This window comes from Mesorhizobium sp. LEGMi-168a (assembly GCF_058312955.1).
The window spans coordinates 1-18,568 of the sequence record NZ_JBZEGV010000027.1; the positions used below are offsets into that span (position 1 = coordinate 1).

Here is an 18,568-nt window from a genome sequence, read left to right on the forward strand (position 1 = left end):
CCCCCCCCCCCCCCCCCCCCCCCCCCGCCCCCCCCCCCCCCCCCCCCCCCCCCCCGGCCGACAGGAAGCACAATGTCCATCCACGACCTTTCCGTTCCGATAGCCGCGCGCGCCCGCCCCTGGCGGGATCGTCTGGGATCGATCGTGCCGATCCTCGTGCTCGCCCCTTCGCTGGCGGCGAGCTTCGTCTACGTCTTCGTCTTCACGGCCTGGACGCTCTATCTGTCGTTGTCCGATTCGACGCTGTTGCCGAGCTACGGTTTTGCCGGCCTCGACAACTACATATCGCTCTGGTCCAACCGGCGTTGGAACATCGCCTACACGAACCTTTTCCTGTTCAGCGGTTTCTATATCGTCGGCTCCATGGCGGTCGGGCTGCTGCTGGCCATCCTGATCGACCAGCGCGTGCGCGGCGAGGCGGTGTGGCGGACGATTTTCCTCTACCCGCTGGCGGTTTCCTTCATCGTCACCGGTACCGTCTGGAGCTGGCTCTACAATCCGGCCGACGGCATCCAGGCGCTGGTGCGCGAGTTGGGCTGGAGCGATTTCAGCTTCGCGCTCACCAGCGATCGCAACCACGCCATCTATGCGGTGATTATCACCGGCATCTGGCAGTCTTCCGGTTTCGCCATGGCGCTCTTCCTGGCCGGCCTGCGTTCGGTCGATCCGGATCTCGTCAAGGCGGCGCAGATCGACGGCGCGTCGGTCTTCCGGACCTACAGAAAGGTCATCCTGCCTACCATCGCGCCGATCTTCCTCGCGGTCGCCGTCATCCAGATCCAGTTCGCCATCAAGACCTTCGACCTCGTCGCCGCCCTGACGCGCGGCGGGCCGGGCATCTCGACCACCTTCCCCGCCATCTACGTCTACGATCTGATGTTCCAGCGTGGCGAGATCGGCGAGGGCGCGGCCGCCGCGGTCATGATGCTGGCCGCGCTTGCCGTGGTGCTGGTGCCCTATTCGCTGTGGGTGGTGTGGCGCCGCCGAGCGGAGGCGGGAAATGGCTGAACTGGCCGCCGCTCCCTCCGTCGACCTGGAGGCGGCCGCCGCCAGCCGCAGGCACTTCTGGGGCCGGTTCGCGATCTACGGCCTGCTCACGATCTTTGCCGCGATCTATCTGATCCCGCTGCTCGTGGTCGTCTTCAATTCCTTCCGCGAGCAGGCGGAGATCGCGCGCGACGGGCTCATCTCGCTGCCAAAAACCTTCCGGCTGGAGGCATGGGCGCAGGCCTGGAGCACTTATTGCATCGCCGGCACCTGCCAGGGGATGCAACGGAATTTCCTGAACTCGCTGTGGATGACCATTCCGGCGACGATCATTTCCACGCTGCTCGGCGCCGTAAATGGCTACGTGTTGTCCAAGTGGCGCTTCAAGGGCTCCGAAATCCTGTTCACCTCAATGCTGCTCGGTGTCTTCATGCCGGGGCAGATCGCGCTGATGCCCTGGGCATTCGTGCTTGGAAAGCTCGGCCTGACCAACTCGACCTACGGCCTGATCCTGGTGCATGTCGTCCAGGGCATTTCCTTCACCACCCTGTTCTGCCGCAACTACTATGTCGGCATCCCCGACGACCTGATCAAAGCGGCGCGTATCGACGGTGCCGGCTTCTGGCGGATTTTCTGGAAGATCGTAATACCGCTTTCGCCGCCCATCCTGATCGTGACCGTCATCTGGCAGTTCACCGGCATCTGGAACGAATATCTGTTCGGCGTGGTCTTCACGTCCGGCCAGGCGCAGCCGATCACCGCCGCGCTCGTCGCGCTGACGGCAAGCGGCACGACCGCCCGCAGCTACGACGTGATGAGTGCCGCCGTGCTGATCGGCGCGCTGCCGCCGCTCCTGATCTATCTCTTTGGCGGCAAATACTTCGTTCGCGGTCTGACACAGGGCGCCATCAAATGACGAGCCAATCCCTATCCGCCCTGACCATTCGCAATCTCTACAAGAGCTACGGCGCCGTGGACGTGCTGAAGGGCATCAACCTCGAAGCGCAGCCGGGAGAGTTCATCGCTCTGGTCGGACCTTCCGGTTGCGGCAAGTCCACCCTGCTTGCCATGATCGCCGGGCTTGAAAGCGTGACGTCGGGCGAAATCCGTATCGGCAACCGGCTCGTCAATTCCGTGCCGCCAAAGGACCGCGACATCGCCATGGTGTTCCAGTCCTATGCGCTCTACCCGACCATGACCGTGCGCCAGAACATCACTTTCGGCATGGAGAGCCGCGGCGTGCCGAAGGCCGATCAGGCCGAGGCCGTCAAGCACGTCGCGGCGCTGCTGCAGATCGAGGCGCTGCTTGGCCGCAAGCCCGGGCAACTCTCCGGCGGTCAGCGCCAGCGGGTCGCCATGGGCCGGGCGCTGGTGCGGGACCCGAAGCTTTTCCTGTTCGACGAGCCGCTTTCCAACCTAGATGCCAAGCTGCGCGTCGACATGCGCACCGAGATCAAGAAGTTGCACAACCGTGTCGGCAAGACCACGGTCTATGTCACCCACGACCAGGTGGAGGCGATGACGCTCGCTTCGCGCATTGCCGTCATGCATCAGGGGTCGGTGCAGCAGTTCGACGCCGCGCAGATGATCTACAGCCGCCCCGCCAACATGTTCGTCGCGGGCTTCATGGGCTCGCCGGCGATGAATTTCATTCCCGCCGAGCTCGGCGAAGGGGCGGGCCGGCCTTGCGTTACCGTTCGGACCGCGGATGGCGGCACGGCAGCGTTGGAACTTGCCCAGCCGGTGCCGGCCGGCGCGCCGAGGAACGTGGTGCTTGGCGTGCGGCCGGAACATATCTACCGCTTTTCGGACGACTTGAAGCACCGCAAGCGTGCCATTGCGGCGGTGAAGGCCCCCGTCGAGCTGGTCGAGCCCACGGGCGCCGAGACCCTCGCGGTGCTTCGCTTCGGCGATCTCGAAGTCACCGGCCGTTTCGACCCGGACAGCGCGCCGCGCATGGGCGAGACAATGACCCTCGGCATCGACATGGCGCGGGCTTGCCTCTTCGATCCGACGACCCAATCCCTTCTTTGAAAGCTCAGCCTTTGACATTCGCCACCTATCCAAGCCTCGCAGACCGTGTCGTGCTGATCACCGGAGGAGCCTCCGGGATCGGCGCCGAAATGGTTCGCGCCTTCGCGGCCAACGCGGCGCGTGTGGCCTTTCTCGACATTCAGGAAGCGGCCGGCCGGGAACTGACGGCCGAGCTTGCGGGCACCACGCGCCATGCGCCGCTGTTCCTGCCTTGCGATGTGACCGACATCGAGGCCCTGCGCGCAGCGATCGAGACTGTGCGGGAACAGGCCGGGCCGGTTGCTGTCCTGGTGAACAACGCCGCCAATGATGACCGCCACGCAGTCGCCGAAGTGACGCCGGACTACTGGGATCATGCCCAGAACGTCAATCTGAAGCATCAATTCTTCGCCGCCCAGGCGGTCCATCCGCAGATGAAGTCTCTAGGCTTCGGCTCCATCATCAACCTTTCCTCGACCTCCTGGCGCTTCGGCGCCGACCAGATGACCGCCTATGCCACGGCCAAGGCCGCTATCATCGGCATGACCCGGTCGTTGGCCCGCGCCTTCGGTCCCGACAATATCCGCGTCAACGCCATCGAGCCGGGCGCGGTGATCACCGAGCGGCAGCGCCGCCTTTGGTACACGACGCAGGAGTCCGTCGATCAGATGGTCGGGCGCCAGTTGATCAGGCGGGTTCTGCTGGCCGACGAGATCGCCCGCACGGCGCTTTTTCTCGCCGCCGACGACAGCCGCATGATCACCAAGCAATCCATCACCGTCGATGCGGGCCTGCGCTGATGCAGGTTCCCCATCTCCCCTCGTTCGATCGGCTGGCCTGATGCTGCGCGTTGGTTTGAACCCGTATGGACTTACCTATCATCTTGGGCTGCAGGGCCGTGGCACGCCGCGCGCCAACCCCAAGGGCGCGGGGCTCGGAGGCTTCATTGCGCTCGCCGAAGAGCTCGGCGCACGCACGCTCGAGATCTACGATCCGTGGCTGGCGGAAATGTCCGATTCCGGGCTGGCCGCCCTGAAGGAGCGGCTCGAAGGGCTTGGGATGACGCCTGTCATCAGCGCCGGGCTCAACATGATGGGGCCGCTGGAGAGCGCCTTCCGTTCCGCCCGTGCGCTCGGCGCGAAGACCATCCGGCTCGGCTTGACACCGGTTCTGTGCGGCGATCGCAATGCCTGGGGCGACAAATGGGGCGAGCTCAACGCCTCGATCAGGTCGGCGCTTCAGCATTGGGGACCGCGGGCCGAAGCCGAAGACCGTGTGCTCGCGATCGAGAACCATCAGGATTTCGCCAGCGCCGAGCTGGTGGCGTTCTGCGAGACGGGCGGGCGAGGGGTCGGCATCACGTTCGACACCGGCAATACGTTTCCCGTCGCCGAGGCGCCGCTCGACTTCACCCGCCGCATCGCGCCCTATGTGCGACATGTCCACCTGAAGGACTACCGCGTCCAGTTCACGGGCGAAGGATACCGGCTCGTGCGCTGCGCCATCGGCGACGGCGCCGTGCCCTTGCACGACCTCGCGGCCCTGCTCGGCGATCTGCACGACGAACTCACCGCCGTGCTCGAGCCGGGTGCGCTCGAGGCGCGCCATGTGCGCTTTCTGCTCGACGACTGGTGGAACGGCTATCCGCCGCACACCGCGCGCGAATTCGCCGCATGCCTTGCCGCCGCGCAAAAGAATCGCCTGCCCGACGATGCCGATTTCCGCACTCCCTGGGAGCGGGGGGACGACGGCGCCCTGGTTACCTACGAGCTCGACATGATCCGGCGCAGCGCCGCCAACATGAAAGAGCTCGGCCTCATGACTCTGGAGAACCCCTCATGACAACTCGCGAACTCAGCGGCGTCACCGCCTTCGTCACCGGTTCCGGACGCGGCCTCGGCCACGTCATGGCCGACCGGCTGGCGGAACTCGGGGCGGACGTCGCGATCCACGACCTGGACTGGACCCAACCGGCGAAGTATGGCGAGTTCGCCGACCTCGGTGAATCGGTAAGGCACCTGGGACGACACGGCACTCGGGTGACCGCGGTCACCGGCAATATCGGCGACCGTGCCGCCGTTGCCGAGATGAAGCGCAAGATCGAGGCGGAGCTCGGCGATGTGCATGTGCTCGTCAACTGCGCGGGCGGCGACATCGGCGCCAAGGGAACCAAGCCCAGCCCCAACAATGCCCTCGACATCGATTACGAGGACATAAAGGTGCTTACCGAAAACAATCTGATCGGCACCATGCTGGTTTGCCAAGCTCTCGTGCCGCCGATGGTGAAGCGCGGGTCAGGTTCGGTGATCAATATCGCCTCGGCGGCCGCTCACCTCGGCTGCTCGCCGGAGGTCGTCTATTCGACGCTCAAGGCTGCCGTCGTCCACTATACCCGTTGCCTCGCCAAGGAGTTGATCGACGAGGGCGTGCGGGTCAATGCAGTCAGCCCCGGGGCGACGAAAACCGCCCGGTTCCAGGCGACGCGCGTCGTCGATCCGGCCAGGATGGATTCGTCGAAGCGTTCCCTGAACCGCTATGCCGAGCCCGAAGAGATTGCCGAGGCTGTCGCCTTCCTTGCCGGATCGCGCGCCCGCTTCATCAACGGCCAGGTGATCCGCGTGGACGGCGGCTTCACGATCTTTCCGGGGTGATGCACGTGACGATGAGGGAAACTGCCATCAAGCGCTTCGACCTTTCCGGCCGGCTCGCGCTGATAACCGGATCCTCGAAGGGGATAGGCTTCGCGATCGCCCGCGGTCTGGCGGAAGCCGGCGCGGAGCTGGTGCTCAACGCGCGCAACGAAAGCGTGCTGGAGGAGGCGCGGGCAAGGCTGGCCGCCGAAGGCCATAAGGTTCACGCTCGGGCCTTCGACGTGACCGACGCGGCCGCCGTGGCGGCAGCGGTCGATGCCATCGAGAGCGAGATCGGTCCGATCGAGATCCTCTTCAACAATGCCGGCACGCAGTTTCGCGCGCCGCTCGAGGAATTTCCGCTGGACGCCTGGGAAAGGCTCAAGGCGACCAATATCGACAGCGTGTTCCACGTCGGCCAGGCCGTGGCACGCCGCATGATCCCGCGCCGACACGGCAAAATCGTCAACATCGCCTCTGTGCAGAGCGAGCTGGCACGCACCAGCATCGCGCCCTATACGGCGACCAAGGGTGCGGTGAAGATGCTGACCAAGGGCATGGCGACCGACTGGGCGCGATATGGCCTGCAGGTCAATGCGATCGGCCCAGGCTATTTCAACACCGAACTCAATGCCGCCCTGGTCGCCGACGCCAACTTCACCGCCTGGCTGGAGAAACGCACGCCTGCCGGCCGCTGGGCAGAGGTCGAGGAACTGATCGGGGCGGCGGTCTTCCTGGCATCGGATGCGTCAAGCTTTGTCAACGGCCATGTCCTCTATGTCGACGGCGGCATCACGGCATCGCTGTGACGGTGACGAGCTTGGCAGCTCTTTCCTTGACAATCGGCGGGGATCATTCCAGCATCCTGGCAAGGGGTTCCCCGCGACGACCCCGTGAGGCGTCAGCCCAACGATCGCGTCCAAACTCTCTTCGTTCAGGAGGTGGACGCCATGCCGTCAACTACCGCAATTACCGTTCCGCAACTTATCCGTCTTGTCGGCCTGCCGGATGCGCCGGTTCTCATCGACGTGCGCATCGATGACGACTTTCAAGCCGATCCGCGCCTGCTGCCGGCTTCCCGCCGGCGCGATTTCAGAACCGTCTCGGCCTGGGCGGCCGAATTCGCCGGATCAAAAGTCGTCGTCGTCTGCCAGAGGGGGCAGAAGCTCTCGCAAGGCGTCGCCGCATGGCTGCGCCACGAAGGCATTCCGGCGGAATCGCTCGAAGGCGGCTTCGAGGCATGGGCCGCCGCCGCGGCGCCATTGGTCGCGGCCAGCGCGATTCCGCCCCGCGACGAGAAGGGCCGCACGGTATGGGTCACCCGTTCCCGGCCGAAGGTCGACCGCATCGCCTGCCCATGGCTGATCCGCCGCTTCGTCGATCCCGATGCGGTGTTCCTGTTCGTCGACCCGGCCGAGGTGCCGCTGGTGGCCGATCGCTTCGCCGCGGTTCCCTTCGATATCGAAGGCGTGTTCTGGAGCCATCGCGGCGAGCGCTGCACCTTCGACACGATGATCGAGGAGCTTGGCCTGCGCACCGAATCACTCGATCGCCTGGCGCTGATCGTGCGCGGGGCGGACACGGCGCGGCTCGATCTCGTTCCGCAGGCGGCCGGGTTCCTCGCCGCCTCGCTCGGCCTGTCGCGCATGTTCCGCGACGATCTCGAACAACTCGAAGCCGGCATGCTCCTCTACGACGCCTTCTTCCGCTGGTGCCGCGACGCCACCGAAGAGACGCATAACTGGCCGGTCGGGGGCAAGGCGCCATGACCGTGCTTGCCAAAGACGGCGCCGCGCAGCCGGTTGAGCTCCCGGCCGTGCCGACCTTCCGCGAAGCGACGCGGCTGTGGGCAAAGATCGGCCTGCTCTCCTTCGGCGGGCCGGCCGGGCAGATCGCGCTGATGCACAAGGAGCTGGTCGAGGAGCGCCGCTGGATCGGCGAGGAGCGCTTCCTGCACGCGCTCAACTACTGCATGCTTTTGCCCGGCCCCGAAGCGCAGCAGCTTGCCGTCTATGTCGGCTGGCTGCTGCACCGGACAGCCGGTGGCCTCGTCGCCGGCACATTGTTCGTGCTGCCCGGTGCGCTGGTCATGCTCGCCTTGAGCAGCTTCTACATGCTCTACAACGACGCGCCGGTCATCGAGGCGCTTTTCTTCGGCGTCAAGGCGGCGGTGCTGGCCGTCGTCGTCGAGGCGGTCATCCGCATCGGCAAGCGGGCGCTGAAGAACCGGGCCATGGTGACGATCGCGGTGGCGGCCTTCCTCGCCATCTATGTGCTCAAGCTGCCGTTCCCGCTGATCGTGCTTGCGGCAGGTCTCATCGGCTGGATCGGCAACCGCTACGCGCCGGGGCTGTTTTCGGCCTCAGCGCATGGCAAAGGCGGCGGCGCCGCCGACAGTCGCGGCGTGGTCGACTTGATGTTCGAACGCGGCGAACTCGGCCACACCGTGCCGACCAGATGGCATGCGGCCCGCACCATCGCCATCTGGCTGCCGCTCTGGCTCGGACCGGTGGCGCTGATCGCCGCGCTGGCAGGGCCGGGGAGCGTGTGGGCGCAGATCGGCGGCTTCTTCAGTCTGATGGCGGTGGTCACCTTCGGCGGCGCCTATGCGGTTCTCGCCTATGTCGCGCAAGCTGCGGTGACCTCGTTCGGCTGGCTTTCGCCCGGCCAAATGGTCGATGGGCTCGGGCTTGCCGAAACGACGCCCGGGCCGCTCATCCTGGTGCTGCAATTCGTCGGCTTCGCCGCCGCCTATCGCCATGCCGGTACAATCAGCCCGCTGCTTGCCGGATCGCTCGGGTCAGCGCTGACGCTCTGGGCCACCTTCGTGCCCTGCTTCTTCTGGATATTCCTCGGCGCGCCCTACATCGAGCAACTGCGCCAGAACAAGGCGCTGTCGGCGGCGCTCGGCGCGATTACGGCGGCTGTCGTCGGCGTGGTGATGAACCTTGCGCTGTGGTTCGCGCTGCATGTCGTCTTCGCCCAAGTCGAGAGCGTCGGCTGGGGCGTGGAGGTCCCTGTTTTCTCCTCGCTGGACTGGCGCGCAGCGCTGCTGTCGGCAGCGGCAATGGTCGCCATGCTGCGGCTGAAAGCTGGCATGCTGCCGACGCTCGCCGGATCGGCGCTGGCGGGATTGGCTCTACAGGCATTGTGAATTGTTTCCAGCCGCGGCCAAGCGTGATCCACAGGCCTGTTTACAACTAACATGTCAGCATGATACGACTGCCTGCAGATTGATGAAATGGAGACTTTGCAGTGGCGTCGCGCTTTGGTCTATCGGTTGCCCTCACAACGCCCTTCGACGCATCCGGGCGAATTGCAACCCCACTGATGACCGCGCATGCCCGGGCTTGTCTCGATGCCGGCTGCAGCAGCGTGACGCTGTTCGGCACCACCGGCGAAGGCGCTTCCGTCGGGACGGCGGAACGGCAGCCGGTGATCGACGCCATGCTTGCGGCGGGTATTTCGGCCGACCAGCTCGTCGCCGGCGTTCTGGTCGATGCGGCGGAGGATGCCGCGGAGCAATCCCGCCAGGCCCTGCAGCGGGGCGCGCGCAACATCCTGCTGGCGCCGCCGAGCTACTTCAAGAATGTCGGCGACGATGGGCTGTTCGGCTGGTTTGCGGCCGTGTTTGCGGCGCTCGGTCCGCTCGCCCGCGGCATGCTGCTCTACAACATCCCGTCAGTCACGACGGTGCGGCTGTCGCTCGGCCTGATCGGCCGGTTGCGCAAGGCGTATCCAGGCGCGGTCGCGGGGGTCAAGGATTCCGGCGGAGACTGGGCCTACAGCGAAGCGCTGCTCAAAACGCATGGCGATCTGATCATCCTGATCGGCGACGAACGGCATCTGGCGCCGGCGGTGCGGATCGGCGGCCAGGGCGCGATTTCCGGCATGGCCAATTTCGCTGCTCGTGAGCTTCGCGCCATCGTGGAGACCGGGCGTGACGATTCCCGTGTGGAGGGCTTCGTCCTCGAACTGCTCAGGCGCCCGGTTATTCCGGCGGTTAAGGCCATGGTGGCGCGCCAGGCCGGCGACGAACGCTGGCTGACGGTTCGGCCGCCGCTCGAACCGGTGGCATTGCAGGAGCGGCAGCAGCTTGGCGTCGCTTACGACAGGCTGTTCGCGACGCAAGCGGCCTGAACGGCAAAGGACGCGGATCGACATGGACGACACGAGCGAACCGGCAACCCTGAGGGAAAAGGCCTATGCCAGCTTCACGCGGCATCTGTTGGCCCGCGACCTGAGACCCGGCCAGTTCGTGTCGCAGCGCGAGCTGGTCGCCTTCACCGGCCTGCCGCTCGGCGCTATCCGCGAGATCGTGCCGCGGCTCGAGGCCGAGGGGCTGCTGACCACCATTCCGCAGCGCGGCATGCAGATCGCGCATATCGACATCAGCCTGATCCGCGAAGCTTTCCAGTTCCGCCTGTTCATGGAGCGCGAGGCGGTCGCGTTGTTTGCCGTCAATGCTTCCGACGCCGAGATTGCGCGTCTCAGGCGCGAGCATGAGGAGATGCTCGCCCAGGCGCTGGCGCAGACGGCGACGCCGGAAATGGAAGCCAAGGCGCAGAATATCGACTGGGCGATGCATGACACCTTCATCAGCGCGCTGGACAACGAGATCATCGCCAAGGCCTACCTGGTCAATTCGGTGAAGATCCGGCTCATCCACCAGGAGCGGTTCCGCATCGACGGCCGCGTCGTGCCGGTCATGCGCGAGCATCTGGCGGTGATCGATGCGCTGGAGAAACGCGATCCGCAAAAGGCGGTCGAGGCGATCAGCCAGCACATCGACAATGCGCGCCGCCTGGCGCTGCAGATTTGAGGAAGCGCGCCGCAATCGACGCGGCGCAATGACAACGACAGCAACCCGGGAGGAAGAAATGTCGTCCAATCCGTTCAATCCAACCAGGAGGCAGCTGCTCCAGGGAACCGCCGCACTCGCCGCCGCCGGCCTTGCCGGTCTGCGCCCCAGTTTTGCCGCGGGCGTCGACTGGAAGCGCTTTGCCGGCACGACCCTCGACGTCAATCTGGTCAAGAGCCCGCGCAGCGACACCATCCTGAAGAACCTCGCCGAGTTCGAGGAGCTGACCGGCATCAAGGTCAACGCGGAGGCGACGCCCGAGCAGCAGCAGCGCCAGAAGACGGTGATCGAGCTCAGCTCCGGCAAGCCGAGCTTCGATGTCGTGCATCTGAGCTACCATGTGCAGAAGCGGCAGTTTGAGAAGGGTGGCTGGCTGGCCGACATCTCCGGCTACCTTGCGGATCCTGGCCTGACCGATCCGGGGCTGGTCGAAAGCGACTTCGCCGAGGCCGGCATGCAGTTCGCCAAGGACGGCCAGGGCGTGCTGCGCTCGCTGCCGTTCTCGGTCGACTATTGGATCCTCTACTGGAACAAGGAGCTGTTCGACGCCAAGGGGCTGAAATATCCGGAGAGCTTCGAGCAGCTGGTGGCCGCCGCCGAAGCGCTGACCGACCCGTCGAGCAACACGTACGGCTTCGTCGCCCGCGGCCTGAAGAACGCCAACACGCCGGTGTGGACGTCGCTGATGCTCGGCTATGACATGACGCCGCTCGGCAGCGACGGCAAGCTGCACACCACGTCGCCGGAGGCGATCGAAGCAGCCAGCCTCTATCAGCGGCTGATGACCAAGGCGGCACCTCCCGGCGTCACCGGCTTCAACTGGGCCGAGGCGCAGTCCGCCTTCCTGCAGGGCAAGATCGGCATGTGGTTCGATGGCGTGGGCTTCGCGCCGCCGATGGAAAATCCGGAAAAGTCGCGGGTGGTCGGCAAGGTCGGCTACGGCGTCATGCCGAAAGGCCCCAAGGCGCATGCCGCGGGCACTTTCGGCGACGGCATCGGCGTGACGTCGGCCAGCACCAAGAAGGAAGCGGCTTATCTGTTCTGCCAGTGGGCGGTATCGCCGGCGATGGGCGCGCGCCTGCTGCAGGCCGGCGCCGGCGTGCCGTTCCGCAAGTCGGTGCTGGAAGACCCCAAGGTGCGCGAGGGCGTCACCATGCCGCCGAGCTGGCTCGACGCCGTGGTCGGCTCCGGCAACATCAGCCGGCTGGCCCTGCCGGTCATCATCCCGGTCACCGAGTTCCGCGACATCTATGGCGTGGCGCTGACCAACATGATCGCCGGCGCCGATCCGGCCGACGAGCTGAAGAAGGCGACCGAGCAGTTCCAGCCGGTGCTCGACAGGAGCGAGCAGGGCTGATGTCCGCCATCGCCCCGGAACGCGCAGGGGTGACGACGCAAGCCATCGAAGAGAGCCAGCCGGTGAGGCTGGCTCCCAACTACTGGCCTTTCGTCGTCCCGGCGCTGGTCGTCGTCGGCGCCGTGATCGTCTTCCCGTGGGCGTTCACGCTGTGGATGAGCGTCAACAGCTGGACGCTCGGCCAGTCGCGAAGCTTTGCCGGCATAGAGAATTATCTGCGCCTGGCGACCGATCCGCGTTTCTGGGAATCGCTCTGGCACACCTTGACCTACACCTTCCTGTCGGTGGTCGCGCCGATGTTCTTCGGCACCGTCGCCGCCCTGATCTTCGACGCCAGGTTCCCGTTGCGCGGCCTGCTGCGCGGCCTCTTCGTGATGCCGATGATGGCCACACCCGTTGCCGTAGCACTTGTCTGGACGATGATGTTCCATCCGCAGCTCGGCGTGCTCAACTACCTTCTGTCGCTGGTCGGCATTCCAGCGCAGGAGTGGATCTTCAATCCTCGCACCGTCATCCCCTCCCTGGTCGCGGTCGAGACCTGGCAGTGGACGCCGCTGGTGATGCTGATCGTGCTGGGCGGGCTGGCATCGGTGCCGCGCGAGCCGTTCGAGAGCGCCGAGATCGACGGCGCCAATGCCTGGCAGCAGTTCCGCTACCTCACCTTGCCGATGATCGCGCCGTTCCTGATGATCGCCGTCATCATCCGCACGATCGATGCGCTGAAGAGCTTCGACATCATCTACGCCATGACCCAGGGCGGGCCCGGCACCGCCTCTGAGACGATCAACATCTACCTCTACAACACCGCCTTCTCCTACTACGACATGGGCTATGGCTCGGCCATGGCCGTGGTCTTCTTCATCGTCATCGTGGCCCTGTCCTTCATCCTTCTGATGCTGCGCCAGCGCTCGCAGTGGGTCGACGCGGAGGGCAAATAGATGAGCTCACGGCTGCTCAACAAGCTGGGCCTGTTCTTCGCGGCGCTGGTGCTGGTCTCGCCGGCGATCCTGTTCTTCCTCTGGATGATTTCGCTGTCGCTGAAATTCGAGATCGACAACGGCGCCTATCCGCCGATCCTGATCCCCGAGCGCTTCGCCTGGACGAACTACGCGAAGGTGTTCGAGGAGAACAACTTCCTGCTCTACCTTTGGAACTCGGTGCTGGTGACCGGCACGGCGACGCTGCTGGCGCTGCTGATCGGCGTGCCGGCCGGCTATGGCATCGCCCGGCTCAAGGCGGAGCGTTCGGCGGTCGTCATCATGATCGCCCGCATGACGCCGGGGCTTTCCTATCTCATTCCGCTCTTCCTTCTGTTCCAGTGGCTGGGCATCCTCGGCACGCTTTGGCCGCAGATCATCATCCATCTGGTGGTGACGGTGCCGATCGTGGTCTGGGTGATGATCGGCTATTTCGAGACGACGCCGATGGAATTGGAGGAGGCAGCCAATATCGACGGCGCCTCGTCCTGGCAGGTGTTCCGGCTGGTGGCGCTGCCGATCGCCAAGCCGGGCATCGTCGTCGCCTTCATCCTGTCGGTCATCTTCTCGTGGAACAACTTCGTCTTCGGCGTGGTGCTCGCCAGCCGCGAGACGCGGACATTGCCGGTCGCGGTCTACAACATGCTGTCCTACGAGCAGGTGAGTTGGGGACCGCTCGCCGCAGCGGCACTGGTGGTGACGCTGCCGGTGCTGGTTCTGACCATGTTCGCGCAACGGCAGATCGTCGCCGGGCTGACCGCCGGCGCGGTCAAGGGCGGCTGAGCGCCAGACCCGCCCTCACTCTTTTGGAGACACGCAATGGCATCGGTAACCATCAACAATGTGCAGAAGGCCTTCGGCAACGCCAAGATCATCCATGATGTCAGCGTCGATATCGCCGATGGCGAGTTCGTCATCCTGGTCGGCCCGTCGGGCTGCGGGAAGTCGACGCTGCTGCGCATGATCGCGGGGCTGGAAACGATCTCGGCCGGCAAGATCGCGATCGGCGAGCGCACAGTGAACAATCTCAGGGCGCGCGACCGCAACATCGCCATGGTGTTCCAGAACTACGCGCTCTATCCGCATATGACGGTGGCCGACAATATGGGCTTCGCGCTCAGGATCAAGAAAGCCGATCCAGCCGACACCGCGAGCCGGGTCAAGCGGGCAGCGAGCATCCTTGGTCTGGAAAAGCTGCTCGACCGCTATCCGCGTCAGCTCTCCGGCGGCCAGCGCCAGCGGGTCGCCATGGGCCGCGCCATCGTGCGCGATCCGCAGGTGTTCCTGTTCGACGAGCCGCTTTCCAATCTCGACGCCAAATTGCGCGTGCAGATGCGCGGCGAGATCAAGGCGCTGCATCAGCGGCTCGGCACCACGACCATCTACGTCACGCACGACCAGATCGAGGCCATGACCATGGCGGACAAAATCGTCGTGCTGCATGACGGCCTTGTCGAGCAGATCGGCGCGCCGCTCGATCTCTACGACCGCCCGGCCAATCTGTTCGTTGCCGGCTTCATCGGCTCGCCCGCCATGAACTTCATCCACGGGCACGTCGAGGAAGGCATCTTTCGCAGCGCCGGCGGGCTGACGCTGCCGCTGCCGGAAGGCATCCAGCCGAGCGAGGCCGCCGGAAGGGAACTGGTCTACGGCATTCGTCCCGAACATATCCGGGCGACCGGCCGGGGTCTCTCCGGCCCCGTCACGCTCATGGAGGCGACCGGCTCGGAGATCTTCGCCACGGTCGACTGCGGCGGGGAGGCGATCTCCTGCCTCTTCCGCGAACGGCTTGCGTTGAAGCAAGGCGAGAGCGTGCGGATCGAGATCGACCGCGCCTCGGCGCATCTGTTCGACGCCGAGACCGGCCGGCGCATCTGATCGCTGCTGTCCGCGCTCAATTGGCGACGATCGATCACATCAGCGTGATCGAAAAATGCTGATCATCCGGGAATAAACCATCGGATTCGCCGGTCTTCCTGGCATGCGCCCTCACGGCCTGCTGGAGATCGACATGACCTACCATGACAATGAGAATGCGGAGAGGGAAGGCGAGGGCAGAAGCCGTCGCCGGCCCTTGGAGCGTTCGATCTGGACAGGCGTACTCCAGGAACCGCCGTCCCGCCGCCTGTCATGACCGCACGAACCGCAACCATCGAGATCCACGACAATGACGGCGACATCCCGCATCTCGTCGCGGCCGGCGATGCGCCGTTCCCTTCCGAGGCGCCGTTCCCTTCCGAGGCGCTTGACTCAGGTGACCCCTATGCCTTCACCTCCACCAAAGCAGGCGCCTTCGCCTGCAATCGCGATCTTCACCCGCGCGGGCAGGGACAGATCGGCGCCACCCGTTGAAGGTGGCCGCGGAGCCCTGGCGGGAGCGCCTGACGGTGGAACGGTGTTGAGCGAAAGAATGCTGGCCGCGCGTTTTGCCGAAGTGGTGCTGCCGCATCTTGGCGATGCGCTGTCGCTCGCCCGCTGGCTGACCGGCAACGCGGCGGACGCCGAGGATGTCGTGCAGGAAGCCTGCCTCAAGGCGCATGCCGGCATTGCCGGTTTCGCTGGGGGCAACGCCCGCGCGTGGCTGCTCACCATCGTGCGCAACGCCTCCTACACCTGGATAGCCCGCAACCGTCCCCGCGCAGTGGTCGCCGTCGGCGATCTCGCCGATCTCGACGACGTGTCGCCGCCGCCGGATAGCGACTCCGACAGTCCGGAAGCGGCGCTGATCGCCAAGGCGAACGCGGCGGCGGTGGAAGCGGCGATCGCAAGGCTGCCGGACGTGTTTCGCGAAACGCTGGTGCTGCGCGACATAAACGGCCTCAGCTACCGCGAGATCGCGGCGATGTTAGGGGTGCCGCAGGGCACGGTGATGTCGCGCCTGGCGCGTGCCCGCAGCCTGCTGATGACAGACATTGGAGGGCGCCATGAGTCCGCATGAAAACCGCCCGCATGAGGATGGATTGCCGGAAGACCCGCAGGATATGAAGCTGATGATCCACGCCCTTGTCGACGGTGAGCTCGACGCCGCGGCCGCCCTTGCCATCGAGCGACGCATCGCCGCCGATCCTGACCTTGCCGCCGAGCATGCGCGCATCGTCGCGCTGCGCGGCGCTGTTGCGAACGTGCCGCGGCCTGCCGTCAGCGACGATTTCCTGGCGCGTATCGCGGCCATCGCCGAGGTGAAAGCTTCCGACGAAGCCGAGGCCGCGCGGGCCGAAGCTGCGAAGGCGGAGTCGCAGCAGGCCGCTCAGCCGCAACAGCAGCAGGGCAAAGTCATCGCGATGCGGCAGCGCGCTTCGGCACGCCGCTTCAGCTCCTTCGACTGGCGCCAGATGGCGGCCTCGATCGTGCTGACGGCGTTTCTCGCCAGCGGCGCGACGCAATGGCTGATGGTGGAAAATGCGCCCGACAGCTTCGCGGTCGCCGTCGCCAACGGCCACCGCCGCAGCCTGCTTGCGGCAACACCGGTCGACATCGTCTCTTCCGACCGGCACACGGTGAAGCCGTGGCTCGACGGCAGGATCGGCGTGTCGCCGCCGGCGCCCGACATGGCCAAGGACGGCTATGCGCTGCTCGGCGGACGCGTCGAGGTGATCGGCGACAAGCCGATGCCGGCGCTGGTCTATCGCCATCACGAGCACCTGATCACGCTGGTGGCGGCGCCGCGGCAGAACGACGCCAAATCGGTGCCGGTGGCGGACGATCTCTCGGCGGGCGGCTTCCTCTTGGTCCACTGGACCGACGGCGCCTTCTCCTATTGGGCGATCTCGGATGCCGAGCGGCCGGCGCTCGACGATTTCGTCGCCCGCTTCCGGGCTGCAATCATCGCCAATCCGGCGGCGGGCAGCCCGGGCTGAGGGGTCAATCAGGCATCACCGGCAGGTGTAGCCGCCGTCGATGGGCAGATGGATGCCGGTGATCATCGAGGCGGCGTCGCTGAGCAGGAACACGATCGGACCGGCGACTTCGTCCTCGGTCGCCCAGCGGCCGAGCGGCATCTGCTTCAGGAAGGGCTCGGCGACATGCGGCTGGCTCCAGTGGCCGGACGAGATCGGCGTCATCACCACGGTCGGGTTCACGCTGTTGACGCGGATGTTGTATTTGCCGAGCTCGAGCGCCGAGCAGCGCGTGATGTTTTCCAGCGCCGCCTTGGACGAGCCGTAGGAAATGTGGCCTTCGAGCGCGACCAGCGCCGCCTGGCTGGAGACGTTGACGATGGCGCCGCCCTTGCCGATCGCCACCATCTGCCGCGTCGCATATTTGGTGACCAGCAATGCGCCGCGGGCATTGACGGTGATGACCTTGTCGAAAATGGCGATGTCGGTGTCCATCGGCGTCGCGATCTCGCCGCCGAAGCCGCCGCAATTGACGACACCCCAGAGATCGAGGCCTTCGAGGGCATCGCGGACCTCGTCTTCCGAGGACAGATCGAAGGCGACGGTGCGGCAGCCCGTCTCCCTGGCGATCGCGTCAAGCGCTTCTTGCGAACGTCCGGCGGCGATCACATTGGCGTTGGCGCGCACCAGGTGCCGCACGGTGGCGCCGCCAATGCCACCGCTGCCGCCCGTCACCAGAATATTGCGTCCGTGAAAATCCGTCATGGTTCCCTCTTTTGATATCCTTCAAGCTGCGTCAGGCGGGTTCGGCGATTGCCGCCGCATCGGAAATTCTTTGGCCTGCCTGGTTGAAGAGATGGCAGGCGCGGGGCGGCAGGCTGATGGCGATGCGCTCGCCCGTCCGCACGATGCGGCCGCGGCTGTCGCGGATGACCAGGCTTTCCCCGCGCTGGCTCGCATGGATGAAAGTGTCGCTGCCAAGAAGCTCGACCATCGACGCCTGCACGACATAGGCGCCGGCCTGTCCTTCATCCGCCAACGCGACATGTTCCGGCCGGATGCCGAGGGTGACGCTGTCGCCGGGCTCGACGCGCCGCTCGATCGGAATCCGCAGCGTCGGCCCCATGGCGAGCGCAACCGTGGCGACGGCGCCTTGGGCGGCTTCCACCTTGCCATTCAAAAAATTCATCGCCGGCGAACCAATGAAGCCGGCGACAAATAAATTGGCTGGCCGGTGGTAGAGGTCGAGCGGCGCGCCGACCTGCTCGATGCGGCCGCCATCCATGACGACGATGCGGTCGGCCAGCGTCATCGCCTCGACCTGGTCGTGCGTGACATAGACCATAGTGGAGGCGAGTTCCGCCTTCAGCCGCGCGATCTCCACCCGCATGCCGACGCGAAGTGCTGCATCCAGGTTGGAGAGCGGCTCGTCGAGCAGGAAGAGTTTCGGCTTGCGCGTCATGGCACGGCCGATGGCGACGCGCTGGCGCTGCCCGCCGGAAAGCTCGCGCGGCTTGCGCTTCAGGTAGGAGCCGAGCCGCAGTTTCTCGGCGGCGCGGCCGACGCGCTCGGCGATCTCGGCGGCGGGCGTGCGGGCGATCTTGAGGCCAAAGCCGATGTTGCGGCCGACATCCATATGCGGATAGAGCGCATAGGACTGGAACACCATCGCCACGCCCCTTTCCGGCGGCTCGGCATCGCTCATGTCGACGCCGTCGACCAGGATGCGGCCGGAGCTTATCGGCTCCAGACCGGCGATGATCCTGAGCAGCGTGGACTTGCCGCAGCCGGATGGCCCGACCAGCACGCAGAACTCGCCGTCCTCGATGGTCAGCGACAGTTCGGGGATGACCGTGGTGTGGCCGAAGGCCTTGGTGATCTTATCGATCGAGAGCGTCGCCATCGGC

Annotated in this window: 20 protein-coding genes; 18 read left to right on the top strand and 2 right to left on the bottom strand. The window is 65.6% G+C overall.

What is annotated here, in order from left to right; translation table 11 throughout:
- Positions 1 to 72 precede the first annotated feature (72 nt).
- From AC4FWB_RS26820 to AC4FWB_RS26905, 18 genes are all read left to right on the top strand, one after another.
- Positions 73 to 1,008, top strand: coding sequence for a carbohydrate ABC transporter permease (locus AC4FWB_RS26820; RefSeq protein WP_491029252.1), 936 nt, complete (start codon positions 73 to 75; stop codon positions 1,006 to 1,008).
- Positions 1,001 to 1,903, top strand: coding sequence for a carbohydrate ABC transporter permease (locus AC4FWB_RS26825; protein WP_491029253.1), 903 nt, complete (start codon positions 1,001 to 1,003; stop codon positions 1,901 to 1,903). Before AC4FWB_RS26820 ends, AC4FWB_RS26825 begins: the two co-directional genes overlap by 8 nt.
- The gene (locus AC4FWB_RS26830; RefSeq protein ID WP_491029254.1) at positions 1,900 to 3,021 is read left to right on the top strand and encodes an ABC transporter ATP-binding protein; all 1,122 of its coding nucleotides are present in this window, start codon (positions 1,900 to 1,902) and stop codon (positions 3,019 to 3,021) included. Before AC4FWB_RS26825 ends, AC4FWB_RS26830 begins: the two co-directional genes overlap by 4 nt.
- Before the next feature lie 11 nt (positions 3,022 to 3,032).
- Complete coding sequence (locus tag AC4FWB_RS26835) at positions 3,033 to 3,800, top strand: SDR family NAD(P)-dependent oxidoreductase (RefSeq protein ID WP_491029255.1); 768 nt, start codon at positions 3,033 to 3,035, stop codon at positions 3,798 to 3,800.
- Between the two features lie 40 nt (positions 3,801 to 3,840).
- Positions 3,841 to 4,842, top strand: coding sequence for a sugar phosphate isomerase/epimerase family protein (locus AC4FWB_RS26840; RefSeq protein WP_491029256.1), 1,002 nt, complete (start codon positions 3,841 to 3,843; stop codon positions 4,840 to 4,842).
- A complete protein-coding gene (locus tag AC4FWB_RS26845; protein ID WP_491029257.1) occupies positions 4,839 to 5,651 on the top strand; it encodes an SDR family NAD(P)-dependent oxidoreductase in 813 nt (270 codons plus the stop codon). The genes AC4FWB_RS26840 and AC4FWB_RS26845 overlap by 4 nt, the downstream gene beginning before the upstream one ends.
- 11 nt (positions 5,652 to 5,662) lie before the next feature.
- Positions 5,663 to 6,439, top strand: a complete 777-nt coding sequence (locus AC4FWB_RS26850; RefSeq protein ID WP_491029258.1) for an SDR family oxidoreductase — start codon at positions 5,663 to 5,665, stop codon at positions 6,437 to 6,439.
- 141 nt (positions 6,440 to 6,580) lie between these two features.
- Positions 6,581 to 7,399, top strand: coding sequence for a chromate resistance protein ChrB domain-containing protein (locus AC4FWB_RS26855; protein ID WP_491029259.1), 819 nt, complete (start codon positions 6,581 to 6,583; stop codon positions 7,397 to 7,399).
- Positions 7,396 to 8,784 (top strand): chromate efflux transporter, encoded by a 1,389-nt coding sequence (gene chrA, locus AC4FWB_RS26860; protein WP_491029260.1) that lies wholly within the window; start codon positions 7,396 to 7,398, stop codon positions 8,782 to 8,784. Before AC4FWB_RS26855 ends, chrA begins: the two co-directional genes overlap by 4 nt.
- Before the next feature lie 101 nt (positions 8,785 to 8,885).
- A complete protein-coding gene (locus AC4FWB_RS26865) occupies positions 8,886 to 9,770 on the top strand; it encodes a dihydrodipicolinate synthase family protein (RefSeq protein WP_491029261.1) in 885 nt (294 codons plus the stop codon).
- A gap of 22 nt (positions 9,771 to 9,792) precedes the next feature.
- Positions 9,793 to 10,452 (top strand): GntR family transcriptional regulator, encoded by a 660-nt coding sequence (locus AC4FWB_RS26870; protein ID WP_491029262.1) that lies wholly within the window; start codon positions 9,793 to 9,795, stop codon positions 10,450 to 10,452.
- A 58-nt stretch (positions 10,453 to 10,510) separates the two neighbouring features.
- Positions 10,511 to 11,848, top strand: a complete 1,338-nt coding sequence (locus AC4FWB_RS26875) for an ABC transporter substrate-binding protein (RefSeq protein WP_491029263.1) — start codon at positions 10,511 to 10,513, stop codon at positions 11,846 to 11,848.
- Positions 11,848 to 12,786: a carbohydrate ABC transporter permease gene (locus tag AC4FWB_RS26880; RefSeq protein WP_491029264.1), complete on the top strand. Its 939-nt coding sequence runs from the start codon at positions 11,848 to 11,850 to the stop codon at positions 12,784 to 12,786. The genes AC4FWB_RS26875 and AC4FWB_RS26880 overlap by 1 nt, the downstream gene beginning before the upstream one ends.
- The gene (locus AC4FWB_RS26885; RefSeq protein ID WP_491029265.1) at positions 12,787 to 13,608 is read left to right on the top strand and encodes a carbohydrate ABC transporter permease; all 822 of its coding nucleotides are present in this window, start codon (positions 12,787 to 12,789) and stop codon (positions 13,606 to 13,608) included.
- Positions 13,609 to 13,644: 36 nt separating this feature from the next.
- The gene (locus tag AC4FWB_RS26890) at positions 13,645 to 14,703 is read left to right on the top strand and encodes an ABC transporter ATP-binding protein (protein ID WP_491029266.1); all 1,059 of its coding nucleotides are present in this window, start codon (positions 13,645 to 13,647) and stop codon (positions 14,701 to 14,703) included.
- 252 nt (positions 14,704 to 14,955) lie between these two features.
- Entirely contained in the window at positions 14,956 to 15,177 is a 222-nt protein-coding gene (locus AC4FWB_RS26895) for a hypothetical protein (protein WP_491029267.1), read from the top strand.
- A gap of 46 nt (positions 15,178 to 15,223) precedes the next feature.
- Positions 15,224 to 15,763: a sigma-70 family RNA polymerase sigma factor gene (locus AC4FWB_RS26900; RefSeq protein ID WP_491029268.1), complete on the top strand. Its 540-nt coding sequence runs from the start codon at positions 15,224 to 15,226 to the stop codon at positions 15,761 to 15,763.
- A complete protein-coding gene (locus tag AC4FWB_RS26905) occupies positions 15,750 to 16,682 on the top strand; it encodes an anti-sigma factor family protein (protein WP_491029269.1) in 933 nt (310 codons plus the stop codon). Before AC4FWB_RS26900 ends, AC4FWB_RS26905 begins: the two co-directional genes overlap by 14 nt.
- A gap of 15 nt (positions 16,683 to 16,697) precedes the next feature.
- Here AC4FWB_RS26905 and AC4FWB_RS26910 read toward each other — a convergent pair whose 3' ends face one another.
- Positions 16,698 to 17,426, bottom strand: coding sequence for an SDR family oxidoreductase (locus AC4FWB_RS26910; protein WP_491029270.1), 729 nt, complete (start codon positions 17,424 to 17,426; stop codon positions 16,698 to 16,700).
- 31 nt (positions 17,427 to 17,457) lie between these two features.
- The gene (locus AC4FWB_RS26915) at positions 17,458 to 18,564 is read right to left on the bottom strand and encodes an ABC transporter ATP-binding protein (RefSeq protein ID WP_491029271.1); all 1,107 of its coding nucleotides are present in this window, start codon (positions 18,562 to 18,564) and stop codon (positions 17,458 to 17,460) included.
- Positions 18,565 to 18,568 lie beyond the last annotated feature (4 nt).

Coding starts and splice junctions, on each gene's coding strand:
- AC4FWB_RS26820 (WP_491029252.1), top strand. CDS start 73: ATGTCCATCCACGACCTTTCCGTTCCGATAGCCGCGCGCGCCCGCCCC.
- AC4FWB_RS26825 (WP_491029253.1), top strand. CDS start 1,001: ATGGCTGAACTGGCCGCCGCTCCCTCCGTCGACCTGGAGGCGGCCGCC.
- AC4FWB_RS26830 (WP_491029254.1), top strand. CDS start 1,900: ATGACGAGCCAATCCCTATCCGCCCTGACCATTCGCAATCTCTACAAG.
- AC4FWB_RS26840 (WP_491029256.1), top strand. CDS start 3,841: ATGCTGCGCGTTGGTTTGAACCCGTATGGACTTACCTATCATCTTGGG.
- AC4FWB_RS26845 (WP_491029257.1), top strand. CDS start 4,839: ATGACAACTCGCGAACTCAGCGGCGTCACCGCCTTCGTCACCGGTTCC.
- AC4FWB_RS26850 (WP_491029258.1), top strand. CDS start 5,663: ATGAGGGAAACTGCCATCAAGCGCTTCGACCTTTCCGGCCGGCTCGCG.
- AC4FWB_RS26855 (WP_491029259.1), top strand. CDS start 6,581: ATGCCGTCAACTACCGCAATTACCGTTCCGCAACTTATCCGTCTTGTC.
- chrA (WP_491029260.1), top strand. CDS start 7,396: ATGACCGTGCTTGCCAAAGACGGCGCCGCGCAGCCGGTTGAGCTCCCG.
- AC4FWB_RS26870 (WP_491029262.1), top strand. CDS start 9,793: ATGGACGACACGAGCGAACCGGCAACCCTGAGGGAAAAGGCCTATGCC.
- AC4FWB_RS26875 (WP_491029263.1), top strand. CDS start 10,511: ATGTCGTCCAATCCGTTCAATCCAACCAGGAGGCAGCTGCTCCAGGGA.
- AC4FWB_RS26880 (WP_491029264.1), top strand. CDS start 11,848: ATGTCCGCCATCGCCCCGGAACGCGCAGGGGTGACGACGCAAGCCATC.
- AC4FWB_RS26885 (WP_491029265.1), top strand. CDS start 12,787: ATGAGCTCACGGCTGCTCAACAAGCTGGGCCTGTTCTTCGCGGCGCTG.
- AC4FWB_RS26890 (WP_491029266.1), top strand. CDS start 13,645: ATGGCATCGGTAACCATCAACAATGTGCAGAAGGCCTTCGGCAACGCC.
- AC4FWB_RS26895 (WP_491029267.1), top strand. CDS start 14,956: ATGACCGCACGAACCGCAACCATCGAGATCCACGACAATGACGGCGAC.
- AC4FWB_RS26905 (WP_491029269.1), top strand. CDS start 15,750: ATGAGTCCGCATGAAAACCGCCCGCATGAGGATGGATTGCCGGAAGAC.
- AC4FWB_RS26910 (WP_491029270.1), bottom strand. CDS start 17,426: ATGACGGATTTTCACGGACGCAATATTCTGGTGACGGGCGGCAGCGGT.
- AC4FWB_RS26915 (WP_491029271.1), bottom strand. CDS start 18,564: ATGGCGACGCTCTCGATCGATAAGATCACCAAGGCCTTCGGCCACACC.